General features: G+C 52.9%; 12 protein-coding genes and 1 riboswitch. Of the genes, 1 reads left to right on the top strand and 11 read right to left on the bottom strand.

Features of this window, described 5'->3' with window-relative positions; genetic code table 11:
* Positions 1–19 precede the first annotated feature (19 nt).
* The 8 genes from ACE5KN_RS19555 to ACE5KN_RS19590 form a co-directional block, all read right to left on the bottom strand.
* Positions 20–787 (bottom strand): SDR family oxidoreductase, encoded by a 768-nt coding sequence (locus ACE5KN_RS19555; RefSeq protein WP_375524301.1) that lies wholly within the window; start codon positions 785–787, stop codon positions 20–22.
* A gap of 143 nt (positions 788–930) precedes the next feature.
* Positions 931–1,767 (bottom strand): MetQ/NlpA family ABC transporter substrate-binding protein, encoded by an 837-nt coding sequence (locus ACE5KN_RS19560; RefSeq protein ID WP_375524300.1) that lies wholly within the window; start codon positions 1,765–1,767, stop codon positions 931–933.
* Positions 1,768–1,836: 69 nt separating this feature from the next.
* Positions 1,837–2,505 carry a methionine ABC transporter permease gene (locus ACE5KN_RS19565; protein ID WP_375524299.1) on the bottom strand — a complete coding sequence of 223 codons (669 nt, stop codon included), beginning with the start codon at positions 2,503–2,505 and terminating at the stop codon, positions 1,837–1,839.
* Positions 2,505–3,521, bottom strand: coding sequence for a methionine ABC transporter ATP-binding protein (locus tag ACE5KN_RS19570; protein WP_375524298.1), 1,017 nt, complete (start codon positions 3,519–3,521; stop codon positions 2,505–2,507). The genes ACE5KN_RS19565 and ACE5KN_RS19570 overlap by 1 nt, the downstream gene beginning before the upstream one ends.
* 123 nt (positions 3,522–3,644) lie before the next feature.
* A riboswitch (SAM riboswitch) is annotated at positions 3,645–3,786 on the bottom strand.
* A gap of 175 nt (positions 3,787–3,961) precedes the next feature.
* Positions 3,962–4,681: a Cthe_2314 family HEPN domain-containing protein gene (locus tag ACE5KN_RS19575; protein WP_375524297.1), complete on the bottom strand. Its 720-nt coding sequence runs from the start codon at positions 4,679–4,681 to the stop codon at positions 3,962–3,964.
* Positions 4,682–4,716: 35 nt separating this feature from the next.
* Positions 4,717–6,483 carry a UbiD family decarboxylase gene (locus ACE5KN_RS19580; protein ID WP_375524296.1) on the bottom strand — a complete coding sequence of 589 codons (1,767 nt, stop codon included), beginning with the start codon at positions 6,481–6,483 and terminating at the stop codon, positions 4,717–4,719.
* A gap of 232 nt (positions 6,484–6,715) precedes the next feature.
* Complete coding sequence (locus tag ACE5KN_RS19585; RefSeq protein WP_375524295.1) at positions 6,716–7,639, bottom strand: COX15/CtaA family protein; 924 nt, start codon at positions 7,637–7,639, stop codon at positions 6,716–6,718.
* Positions 7,640–7,808: 169 nt separating this feature from the next.
* Positions 7,809–8,153: a thioredoxin family protein gene (locus ACE5KN_RS19590; protein WP_375524294.1), complete on the bottom strand. Its 345-nt coding sequence runs from the start codon at positions 8,151–8,153 to the stop codon at positions 7,809–7,811.
* A gap of 178 nt (positions 8,154–8,331) precedes the next feature.
* Between ACE5KN_RS19590 and ACE5KN_RS19595 the strand changes: the two genes are divergently transcribed.
* Positions 8,332–9,591: a DUF2515 family protein gene (locus ACE5KN_RS19595; protein WP_375524293.1), complete on the top strand. Its 1,260-nt coding sequence runs from the start codon at positions 8,332–8,334 to the stop codon at positions 9,589–9,591.
* Between the two features lie 7 nt (positions 9,592–9,598).
* Here ACE5KN_RS19595 and ACE5KN_RS19600 read toward each other — a convergent pair whose 3' ends face one another.
* The 3 genes from ACE5KN_RS19600 to ACE5KN_RS19610 all read right to left on the bottom strand — a co-directional run bounded on the left by ACE5KN_RS19600 (position 9,599) and on the right by ACE5KN_RS19610 (position 12,537).
* A complete protein-coding gene (locus ACE5KN_RS19600) occupies positions 9,599–11,227 on the bottom strand; it encodes a putative polysaccharide biosynthesis protein (RefSeq protein ID WP_375524292.1) in 1,629 nt (542 codons plus the stop codon).
* 24 nt (positions 11,228–11,251) lie between these two features.
* A complete protein-coding gene (locus ACE5KN_RS19605; RefSeq protein WP_375524291.1) occupies positions 11,252–11,731 on the bottom strand; it encodes a DUF456 domain-containing protein in 480 nt (159 codons plus the stop codon).
* Positions 11,732–11,799: 68 nt separating this feature from the next.
* On the bottom strand, positions 11,800–12,537 hold the full coding sequence (locus ACE5KN_RS19610) for a Cof-type HAD-IIB family hydrolase (protein ID WP_375524290.1): 738 nt from the start codon (positions 12,535–12,537) through the stop codon (positions 11,800–11,802).
* Positions 12,538–12,631: the final 94 nt, after the last annotated feature.

Genomic DNA, 12,631 nt, shown 5'->3' on the forward strand with positions numbered 1-12,631 from the left:
TTTGTAGACTTCCGCTCATTTACAATATCGAAGGACGAATCGGATCAAGGCCTCCGGAAATGTCCATAATATTGCCTGTAATAAAATCGGACGAATCCTCGCATAAATAGGCAATCACGCGCGCGATATCCTCACCGCTGCCCGGTCTGCCCATGGGCGTCTCATGATCCCGCAGCCCCCTGACCTCGGCAATCGTTTTCTCCTTATTGTCACCACGAATGTCTCCGGGACAGATCATATTGACCGTAATTCCTGACGGAGCTTCTTCAACCGCCAATGTTTTCGTAAAAGAAACCAGCCCCACCTTCGCCGCTGCATATACCGCCCGATGCGGCCACGCTCTTCCCTCAGCAGCATGTCCAAAACCAAAATGGATAATTCTCCCCCATCGCTGACTACGCATATGCGGAAGCACCAGATGGTCAAGCAGCATCGTGCCCACAAGATTCCCATTCAGCATAGCATGAATTTCAGCAGGCGCATAGTCCGCGAACAGCTTGCGCTCGCGTATAAACGGCCCAGCGTTATTTACCATGATATCCACACCACCGAGCTTAAGCTCCACCTGGTTCACAAGCTTTTCAATATCCTGCTGCCTGGAAATGTCCGCCTGAACGGCCGTACACCGTACACCCTTGGCCTGAATAATTTGTGCCAGCTCCAGAGCTTCCGTGCGGCTGTGCACATAGTTTATCGCAATATCGAACCCTTGATCCGCCAAATGTAAAGCTGTCATTCTCCCCAGCCCTTTGGCGCTTCCTGTAATCAGGGCAACCTTTGGTTTCAACGTACTTCTTCCTCCTCTGCAAAGAGAACGCCACAGAATCAGTATAAAAGATTTAGGTTCATGCCTCAACTTACCGCAGCGCAGCATGCAAAAAACCGCCCTGCCCGAAGGCAGCAGCGGTATAAGGCATAACGTGTGTTCAATTAAAACGCAGGAACGATAGCTCCCTTGTATTTATCTTCAATAAATTTTTTGACTGCATCGGACTGCAGAGCTTTAGCCAGCAGCTGAATGCCTTCGGAGTCCTTGTTGTCCGGACGGGCAACCAGCAGATTCGCATACGGGGAATCCTTGTCTTCGATGAACAGGGCATCCTTCGTCGGATTCAGGTTGGCTTCCAGCGCATAGTTCGTGTTAATGATCGCGAGGTCCAGGTCAGGCAGCTGACGTGGCAGGATAGCCGCATCCGCTTCACGGATGTCCAGTTTTTTCGGATTGGCAGTGATGTCTGCGATAGTTGAGTTAATATCCGTATTGTCTTTCAATGTGATCAGACCTTGCTTGGCCAACAGCATCAGAGAACGGCCACCGTTGGTAGCATCATTCGGAATACCTACAATCGCGCCGTCGGGAATTTCATCCACGGATTTGTATTTTTGCGAATACGCACCCATAGGTTCGACGTGTACCGGAACTACAGGCACCAGATTCATGCCGCGTGCTTTGTTCTCGCTGTCCAGATACGGCTGATGCTGGAAAAAGTTCGCATCCAGCTGCTTGTCAAACAGCTGCACATTAGGCTGTACATAATCGTTAAAAGTAACGACCTGCAGGCGTACGCCCTGCTTTTCCAGCTCTGGCTTGATCGCTTCAAGAATCTCGGCGTGAGGAACGGCGGATGCGCCGACCTTCAACTCAATGCTGCGCGGTGTTCCCGGATTATTGTCCGCGGCTGCTCCGGAATTGGTCTTAGCGTTCCCGCAGGCGCCCAGAATCAGCAGCAATGCAAGGCTTAACAAAGCAAATGACCATTTTTTCATAACATGTACCCCTCCAAAATTTATTTTTAAAAGATTGGGTATGAATAAGGATCTATATATAATGTTTCCTTATTTCCTTGTATAATGCCGCACCAGTCGGTCACCCGCCATTTGCAGCACCTGCACCAGCACAACCATAAGCACAACGGCAACGATCATGACGGCCGTGTCGTAGCGATAATACCCGTAGTTGATCGCCAGCGCGCCCAAGCCGCCGCCGCCGATCATACCGGACATCGCCGTATAGGACACGAGTGTGACAATCGTAATCGTTAATGCGGCGAGCAGACCCGGTCTTGCTTCACGGAGCAGTACCCGGAAGATGATTTGCCCAGTCGAAGCCCCCATCGCTTGAGCCGCTTCGATGATGCCCCGATCCACCTCACGCAAGGAGGTTTCCACAAGCCTTGCGAAAAACGGCGCCGCCCCGATCACCAGCGGAGGAATCGTGCCGGTCACGCCAATGGAGGTACCGACGAGCAGCCTCGTCACAGGGATCAATGCCACGATCAGAATGATAAACGGCACCGATCTGAGAATATTGACGATAAATGAAAGCACAGTGTACACCGTCTTCATCAAGGCTAGTGAAGAACGGCTGGACAGGAACAGCACAACACCGAGCGGCAGCCCCAGAATCAGTGTGAACAGTCCGGATATAACCAGCATTTGGATCGTATCCACCGTTGAGGAGCCGATCTCATTCCAGTTAATTTGTGAAAAATCAAGCCCATTCATCAGCCGATCACCTCCACATCAAGCCCCTGTGCCAATAATTCCTGTGTCGTTTCCCGGATCGCCTTCTCGTCTCCCTCAAAGCGGACGGTAAGCAACCCATAGGGTACGTTTTTCAGCGTGGAGATCGTGCCCTGCAGGATGGCAAAATCCACACCTGTCCGGCGGACCGTTCGTGATAAAATCGATTCATAGGTTTTATCGCCCAGGAACGAAATTTTGACGGTCTGCGAGGCGGCCGGGTGAGGTGCGGCAATCGCCGCCCGCAGCTCTTCTCCCTGATCCGTCTCCCTCATAATAAATTCCCTTGTCACCGGGTGCTGCGGTTTGATGAACACTTCAGCCACCGGGCCCTGCTCTACGATTCCGCCCTGATGGATAACTGCGACACGGTCGCAGATACGCTGTATCACATGCATTTCATGGGTAATCAGCATGATGGTCAGATTGAAGCGCTGATTAATATCCAGCAGCAGCTTCAGAATGGAATCGGTCGTCTGCGGGTCGAGCGCTGACGTAGCCTCATCACACAGCAGCACATCCGGATCGCTGGCAAGCGCACGGGCAATGCCGACTCGCTGCTTCTGGCCGCCGGACAGCTGTGCCGGATATTTGTTGGCATGCTGCTCCAGCCCGACAAGCGCGAGCAGCTCTTTCACCTTCTTGTCGATATCCGCTTTTGGCCTGCTGTCCAGACGAAGCGGGAATGCGATATTGTCGTATACCGTCGCGGATGACAGCAGGTTGAAGTGCTGAAAAATCATCCCGATTTTACGACGTCTGGCCTGCAGCTGCTTCCGGTTCAGGCCGGTCATGTTCACTCCGTCGATCCACACTTCACCCGAGCTTGGACGCTCAAGCAAATTGATACAGCGGATCAGCGTGCTTTTTCCCGCCCCGGAGTGGCCGATAATGCCGAAGATTTCACCTTTGCCGACCGATAAGTTCAGGTTGGACAGGGCAGGTGTCATCCGGCTGCCTTTGCCATAAAACTTCGTCAGCTTCCTGATTTCAATCAAGTTGGTACGTCCCCCTTCTCTTCCTTTTACCCCTTCCCACCGGGTCTGTCTCTATTTTGTCCAATTAAAGCAAAGAGCCCTTTTCGCAAATGAAAAAGGCTCCTGCTGTGCAGCAAAATCCGGTTCTCATCTGCCAATACTACTTAATCTTAGTGGTATTGTTGGAATTAGCACCATGACGCTGCCCCTAAGCGTGTAATCACGCCGGGGTGCAGCCGGTTGCCGGGCTTCATCGGGCCAGTCCCTCCGCCTCTCTCGATAAGAGATATATGGTTGTTTCAGTTTTTTATGTTCGGGATATCTGTTCTATAATCCTCATAAAGCTGACATTAAACTAGATTTCAGTATAGATACTTTACATAGCTTTGTCAAAGGTAATTTTGCGAAAACATTCGGAAAAATTTCTGGCGGTTGCAAAAAACAGCTGCATTCCTGCGATTTTATTTGCGTGCTGAATGTCTTTCCCACTGCTGATTCGTATAATCAAACGCTTCCGCTACCGATTGGCATACCATGTCCAGACCCTGCCGCAAATCATCAAGATGCTCATCCAGGTCTTCAAGCTTGATTTTACCGTACAAAGCCCGCTGTTTTTGCCACAGATCATCCTGCATTTCCACATTCATGTAGTGCACTTCCGTATTTCTGCGTTTGCGCAGCCGCCCAATGGGCTCCCTGAAGCGGTCCTTAAGCTCAAAGAGAGAATCAGCAAGCCTGTCGTGGATTTTCAAATACCGAAACTGCCGCAGCACGGTAAAGTAGGAATAATGAGCTTTGACCCTGGACGTGTTCATATCATAAAAGTCATTCAGCAGATTGCCCAGCTTGTCCAGCATGGAGAACACGCGGATAAACCCGTTTTTGTAAAAATACACATACCGGGCGTAATCCGCACGCTCCTGCTCGGTCATTTCCTCGGAAAACTTCGCATGCACCTTCTTACGGAAAAAAGCCGCAGCGAACGTGCTCTCTTCCAGCTCGGTCAGGGAGGACATCAGCCCGCGTGTCAATATTTCGGCCTTGCGGAAATCGAACGTCGGATCCCCGCTTTGCTCCATCTGGCGCTGCAGCAAGCCCAACGTCCCCTTCATACTGTTCATCGCCTGCAGCAGTATTCCGTTATCCTGCCTTGGCAGTTCTCCCAAAAGCTCACGCAGCATATGCTCAACCTCCCGGAGTTTGTTCCTGCTTATGCTTAGAAACCGTAGCTCTTCCACCGTTCATCGACCAGGCGGACAATGTCCTCACGCGGCAGCACCTCATCCGGATAGCCTGGCTTCATACGCGCATCCACTACGATCGGCAGCTTGTAATTCAAATGATGCAGCTTGACTTCATGATCGGCAAACATGTCCGTTGCCGGATTGAAGCGGGTGAACACCGTCCACAGGAAGGAGGCCTGTGACTTCACCACCTCTTCGGCGTGATCCACAATAAACACGAGCGGCCACTTTTGCTCCAAGGCAGACATGCGCTGCAGCACCTGAGCAGGCAGCTCGGGTTCCTGCTCGTAGGAGGCTCCGGAGATGACAAGACACCCGCCGCAATAGGGCTCGATACGGGTGATGCCCGGCAGGTCTCCGCCCTCATACACCCGCGGCAGTTCACGCACCGGCTCGCCGACGCCCATCAGCACCGCCTTGCTCCCATGATTAAGCTTGCGCCCCGTATAATCAAGCGTATCATGCGAGGTATGATTGATGATGAACAAATCCTGCGCCGGATTGAAGCGCTCCAGAATCGTCTCCAGCAGCACCGTAAAATTCGACAGGTCAAGCGATTTGTCCGTCAGCATCAGGAACTTGGTCAACGAGAGCTGCCCTTGTCCCAGGATCGTAAAGGCGGATACAAGCGCCTCACGCGAGTAGCTTTCCCTTACAACCGCAGCCGCGAGCGCGTGAACCCCTGTCTCCGCATAGGCCCATAAAGAGCGTACGGCCGGCATGACAAGCGGATAGGCCGGTGACAGCAGGCGCTGCAGGAATTCACCAAGGTAATAGTCTTCCTGGCGCGGCTTGCCTACGATCGTCGCCGGATAGATGGCGTCCTTGCGGTGATGCATATGTTTGACATGAAAAACCGGGAAATCATGTTTTAACGAATAATAACCGAAATGGTCTCCAAACGGTCCCTCCGGGCGCCGCACATGTGGAGGCACATAACCGCTGATGGCAAATTCGGCCTCTGCAGGAATGCGGTTTCCGCCCAAGGGATCTTCGGCCATCGGCAGCTTGCCGCCCATAATCAGCGACGCAAGCATCAGTTCAGGCAGGTTCTCGGGAGCGGGGGCGATCGCCGAAGCGATCAGCGCAGGAGGCCCGCCCAGGAAAATCGTAACAGGCAGGGGCTCGCTGCGCTGCTCCGCTTCATGATAGTGGAAGCCGCCGCCTTTATGGATCTGCCAATGGATTCCCGTTGTAGAGTCATCATAGATTTGAATCCGATACATGCCCAGGTTATGGTCTTTAGGCTGGCCGGGCTTCTCGGTGTACACGAGCGGCAGCGTAATAAACGGGCCACCGTCCTCATGCCAGCTTGTGACACGCGGCAGCGGCGCAAGCGGAGCCTCCGTTCTCTGCACGCCCAGCACAGGAGCTTCTGCGCCGGAGACCGTTTTTAACCCTACCTTAATCATGTCCCCAATCAGCCCACGTTCATTCCACAACGCTCTCGGAGTGGGCGGAAGCAGCGTCTTCGTTGCATTGACAATCGTCTTCATCAACTGCTCCGGACGGGGGCCGAAAGCCATATCCACCCGCCGGTCGGTACCAAACAGATTGGTGACGACAGGAAACGGCGTTCCTTTCACGTTGGTAAAGAGCAGAGCCTTGCCTTCCTGCTCAATCACCCGGCGGTGAATCTCCGCCAGCTCAAGATAAGGATCAACTGGTGCTTCAATGATATGCAGGTCATTCTCTTTGCGCAGCGCTTCAATAAACTGCCGCAGATTCTGATAGATCACGGGTATGTAGTCCTCCTATATTGAAAGCCGCCGCAGGTGGTGGGGCTGGCCGGTTTTTTAAGGGTTAAAGAAAAAATTCTGCCGACGAAGTTGCCAAGGAAGCCAGACCGCGCACAGCGGAAGTTTTTCTTAAGAAAAACAAAGCCCTCGAGCAGCCCGCGGACTTTGCTTGTTCTGATCTTATTATAGGGGTTTACCCCCTTTTGGGCAAAACAAGGATATTGCGTTCTCCTTAAGTACGCTGAAGGGAAGCGTTCTGTACGGCAACTTTCTTTGGCGACAGCTGCCATACCCGGAAGCTCATGTAGCACAACACTGCAAACAGCGCTGCAATAATTACCATATGCGACAATACGACAAACATGTACAGCTCCGGTCTTCCAGCCGTATAGAGCAGCGCAATCCCCACAACAATCTGAAGGAGAATGAGGATAACGGAAGTTACGCCAAGGGCGCGGATATCCCCATGGTCCGGATGCTTGCGATAAGAGAAATGCCCCACCGCCAGAATGACAACAAACAGGATGCCGGCTGCAATCTGGTGCAGCGATAACGGTGCAATCCCGAGGAAGGAATTAATGCGGTTCTCCGTGGAGTGGCTCAGGAATGCCCCCGTATACACAGCGATATACGTATAGACGGTTGATGCCCAAATGAAATTGCGGAATCCGCGCGAGACCGGCTTTTTATCCTGGTATTGTACCCGACGGGTATCACGATCTTCCTGCCAGGCGCCCAACGTCATCATCGTCGCGCTCGCAAAGGCGATGAGAGAGAATCCAAAATGCAGCGCCATCACTGCGGCGGACTGAGAGAATACGACGGCCAGCGCTCCCATCATCCCCTGAATGATGACAAAAGCCAGCGTTAGAAACGAGAACAGCTGAAGATCACGCCGCTTTTTGAAATAAATCATAAATCCGACAAAAGTAGCAATAGACAGAAGCCCTGCCAATCCACTGACTGAACGGTGTGAAAATTCGATGACAGAAGCGATCGTATGAGCCGGAACGAACTTGCCGTTGCAGGTTGGCCATTCCCTGCCGCAGCCCAGGCCGGAATCGGTCCGTGTCACCACTCCGCCGCCAAAGGTTGCCAAAAACATGACAATACAGGTCGCCAGGGCCAGCCATTTTAAAATCCGTGTACTTTTCACTCTATCTCACCTGTTTTCATATATTTTACTTGAGAACCTCTCGCTATTAAAAATTATAACTGATACATACATCATTGACATAAATGCTTTGTGACAAAATGTTAACGTCTCCGGAAAACAAAAAAACGTCCCCCTTGAATAACAAGGGAGACGTTCCGCTTGGATCGGCTTATGCTTTTAATGCAGTGTGAACTTCAACGGCCCGGTCGAGAAACTGTTCAATTTCCGCGCGGGATTTGCGCAATCTGTTCACAAGCCGCACCACTTCTTTGCCGTTGCTGAAGGCGATGAAGCTTGGAATGCCAAGCACGTTATGGGCTTCGCTGACGCCCTCCGCTTCCTCGACATCAACCTGGATCAGCTTCAAAGCATTCGCATATTTCTCTTCCACATCCGGCATGAACGGATCTATAAATTTGCAGTCACCGCACCAGTCAGCCTTAAATACGGCCACCGTCAGCCCGGGAGCCTGCACTGCCTGATCGAATTCCGCCTTGTTTCTGATTTGCTGCATATTGCACACCATCCCTTCGAATCAATGTATGAATCAGCCATCAAGGATTGTTAAAACCGAAGCTTGTCTTTATTCTAACCCGAAAAATGGTTTTTGCACAGCACCTGGATTTTCGGTTGGAACTTTGGCTGGCGAGCCATACTGAATAAAAGAATATTATGAAAGGAGGAAAGGCATTATGCAGGAAGACTGGCTGCGCACAGGCATGCGCCTGCTTGGAACGCTGCCCCATACGGCCGGTGATGCGTTGAGAGGCAAATATGCGGCATGGAAAGCCTCAAACAAGCTCCGCCATCCGCTGCGGGAGCTGCCATGGAACGCCGGCTCCGCCGCAGCGGCCCTGGCGGAAGCGGAACGCATGCTTTCCATGAGCGGACGCGGCATGCGCACACCGGCAGAGGACACCCTGCATTCCGAGGAAGACCTGGAACTCGTGGAACATATACACAGCGAGACAGCCAAGCATAACCGCAGCAACGTCACACGGACAGCCGCATATCTGGAGTGTTATAACAACTGCCCGGAGCTGCATTGGGCCCTGCTGGCCCACATGGTATCCCGCAATGGCGGTTATAACATGACCGATTTGAAGGGCGGCCTGATGGCTGATCTCGTAACCGGCAAAGAAAAAGATTGGACCTACCGCCTGCTCGAAAGATGCAATGCCCTCATTTTTCAAGACGCGTATCCCCAGCTGCTGCTGTACGCGCACAGCCGCCGGCTTGGACGCAGCTGCTTTCACCTGCTGCCTTTCTTCCACGTCTCTGCTTTCATGAGCCCGTTCTGGGAACGGTTTTGGACGCTGCGGGACAGTCCGCTTCTGACCGTCGCGCTCATTATTAACGAACAGCACTATATCGAGGGAAGGGTTATGCGCAACCCATACTTCAGGAAACATGTTACCCGCAGCACTACTTTTCGCATGCACAATTGGCTCCAGCTGAACCAGGTTGTGTTTCCGCTTGGTCAGGACAGCGGGCTTGCCGGGCTCATTATCGAGCAATTCGCTGATTTGGGCGAGCGCATCGCCTTGGGTAAATGCCTGTATGCCCTGCTGTTCGGTTACGAGCAAGTGCTGACCCGGACCCTTGACTTTGCCCGCAAGGTTCCGCACAGAGGCTCGCGCAGCGAATACTGGCCCGGCCTCTTTACGCCTGACATTGAAAAAGCGCTGCACTCTCCTCACGAGAGCACAGCGCTTCATAGCCGGGAATGGCCAATTTCAGGACGCAAACTATACAGTCCGGCACTGGAGCAGGTCTGGTCAGACACTCCTTACGAGCCCATTCCCAGGTATGACTGGTTTGAGGGATACCTGAACCCGTCTTATCTGAGCAAACCCCGGCGGCCATTTTTGTTCGAGATGACCCATGAGCACAAATTCGGCATTCAAAAGACTGCCGTCGGCCATGATACGGAGGCACTTCTATTCCAATGAAGCCATATTATCCCCGCTGGCCGGATGATCCCGGCTGAAGGCGCATCAGCGGGCGCAGCACCCTTTGCATGACCCGGGGATAGCTGCCCAGCTCGTCCCGGCGCAGCACGCGCAGCAGAACAAGCAGTACGAGGTAGGAGATGACAACGGTCAGCCCGGATAGAATGCATGCCATGAAAAAAACGACTCTGGACGGCGTCGCTCCCGCTGCAGCCAGAACGAGCGCATTAACACCGTAGCCCGCAGCGCCTGCTGCAAGTACGGTCAGGATAAAGCCCATCCACCTGCCACCCAGGATCGAAAACGAAACCACCTTTTTCAATACACGCAGATTCAGATAGGTGATGGCAAGGAAGCAGAGAGCCGTAGCCGCAATAATGCCGTAAATACCAAACCATGTCGCCAATATCCAGCTGGCTGCAAGTTTAACGATCAGTCCGGCTGCGACGCTGATCATGGAAATATTCGGCTTGCCGATGCCGATGATAATGGAGTTGGTCGTCATCATCGTAATCTGGAATATGGTGCCGAAGGTCAAGGCAGCGATTATGCCGCTTCCATTCAACGAGCTGAACAGCAGACCGTTCACTGAATAAGCTGCCGCACAAAGCGCAATGACAATCGGCATGCCTGTCAGAATGGAAATACGCAGGGCGGATGTAATCTGATTGCGCAAATGATCGCTGTCCTTGCGTGCAAAGGCCGCGGAAATGATCGGCAGCAGGGACTGACTGAGCGCGATAGCGAGAATCGGCGGGATGCCCGCGATGCTCTGCGCCCTGTTGCCCAGGATACCCAGCGTTTCCGTAGCTGCTGCTTCACCGAGCTTGTCAAGCAGCAATGTCTTGACGATCGAGGTGTCGATAAAGTTAACCGCTGGAACAGCAAGGGAAGAGAGTACGATCGGGATGGAGAGCGTAAAGATGCTCTTATAAATTTGCAGAAGCGGCAGCTGCTCGGACAGCGGTTCCCTGATTCTGTCCGCCGCATCGGACCGCCGCAGCTTGAACGTATAATACAGCATGATTGCAAATGCCCCGATGCTGCCGAATACGCCGCCAAAGGAAGCCCCGGCCGCGACCTGCGCATCCGAATAGCCGGCCTGCAGCAGGAAATATGCCAGCAGAATGGCAACGCCAACGCGGGCAAACTGCTCCACGATCTGCGACACGCCCCCTGCTGTCATGTTGCCTCTGCCCTGAAAATACCCGCGCATCATCGCGATCGTTGGAAACAGCAGCAAGGCAGGCGCCAGCGCCTGGATCGACAGCGCTGCTTCCGGCGTCTTGGCAATATGCTGAGCATAAAATGGAGCGCCGAAATACAGCAATGCTGTAATAACGATGCCGGCGCCGGCCGCAAAAATAAGAGCAGCCTGATAGACGCGCCGCGCCTCCTGCGGCTTATTCAGCGCATAACGCTCAGATACCATTTTGCTAAGCGTGCTTGGTATGCCGGCGGTTGCAACTGTAAGCAGCATGAGGTATACGCTGTTCGCGATCGAGAACGACGCGTCCCCGATATCTCCAAGCAGATGCTCCAGCGGAACCCGCTGCACGAGCCCCAGCACCCGAGCCACCAAGGCTGCCGCCGCCAATATCAATGTGCCTTTAATAAAGCTTTCCTTCTTGGACAATGTATGTTCCCTTCCAACCGTAATTTAGAATATATAAAGCAGGAATACGACAATCATCACGAGCTGTAAAATGAATTTCATCACGGTGCTGGTGAACAAGCCGACGAGTGAGCCGAATCCGACCTTGACCGCTTTATCCAGCGGCTGCCGGTTAATAAGCTCCCCAAGCACGGCACCGATAAACGGTCCGAGAATAAGCCCGAAGGCCGGGATCACAAAGGGACCAATGATCACACCGACCGTACTCAGTACGGTGGACAGCTTTGAGCCCCCAAACTTGTTCACACCCCAGGCATTTACAATATAATCCGCCACAAAGAGGACAACAACGATCAAAGTCTGGATAATCCAGAACCAGACCGTAAAGGATGAAAAGCTGAAAAACCATCCATAGACAAAAAACGCAAAATAAATTGCCAGCGCGCCCGGAAGAACCGGGTATACCGCCCCTGCCATCCCGATGACAAACAACGCGATAACAAGCACCCAACCGAGTATATCCATCGCGGCCTCCGTTCCTCTTCAATATAATAGCCTGGTTGTCCATGACCCAGTGTTCATGGCCGGCAGGATCAGACGAGAATATGGTCGCGGATGACTTCCACAATGCCGTCATCGTTATTGCTGGCCACAACCAGATCCGCGGCTTCCTTTACCGTTTGCTGGGCATTGCCCATCGCCACACCAAGGCCGACGGCCTGAATAACGGCCAGGTCGTTAAGGCTGTCTCCGACCGCAACAACCTCCTCCATCGTAATGCCGAGCAGACCGCATACTTCCTTAACTCCGCTTTCCTTCGAGATGCCCTGCGGGTTGATTTCCAGATTGGTAGGGGAGGAGTTGGTAATCTCAAGCCCGCCCAGATTTTGCAGCTTGATCAGAATTTCATGACGGAGCTCATCATTTTCGGTGTTGTACCCGAATTTAAGCCATTCGAATCCTTCCAGTGAATCAGGCCACTTCTCTGTATTGAACAGCCCTTCAGTGGTGTAGGCCCAGAACCAGGAATCCGCCTCGTCCGCTATTGCCTTCATCTGGCGGATCAGCTCTTTATCCAGCAGATGGCGGCGCCACAGCTCACGGGGAGATTTCCATACCTCACCGCCATTCACCGTGACCATCGGCGTTTCCAGCCCCAGCTCCTGCCCATACGGCAGAGCGCTTGATGCCGCTCTCCCTGTCGACAGACAGACGTGAATGCCTTCCTGCATCGCTTTATGAATCCATTTGGTCGTTTCCAGTGAAATTTCGTGGTTATCCGTCAGCAGTGTGCCATCCATATCCAGTGCAAGCAGCTTGTATTTTCCCATGGTCCCTCTCCTCCTGTATGTCCGGTATGTATCTATATCTCTTCTTATGTTAGGCTTTGCAGCCCAACGACATTTTACCATAAATAAAAAGAAG

It is taken from the genome of Paenibacillus terreus, assembly GCF_042138595.1.
GTDB classification, from domain to species: domain Bacteria; phylum Bacillota; class Bacilli; order Paenibacillales; family Paenibacillaceae; genus Paenibacillus; species Paenibacillus terreus.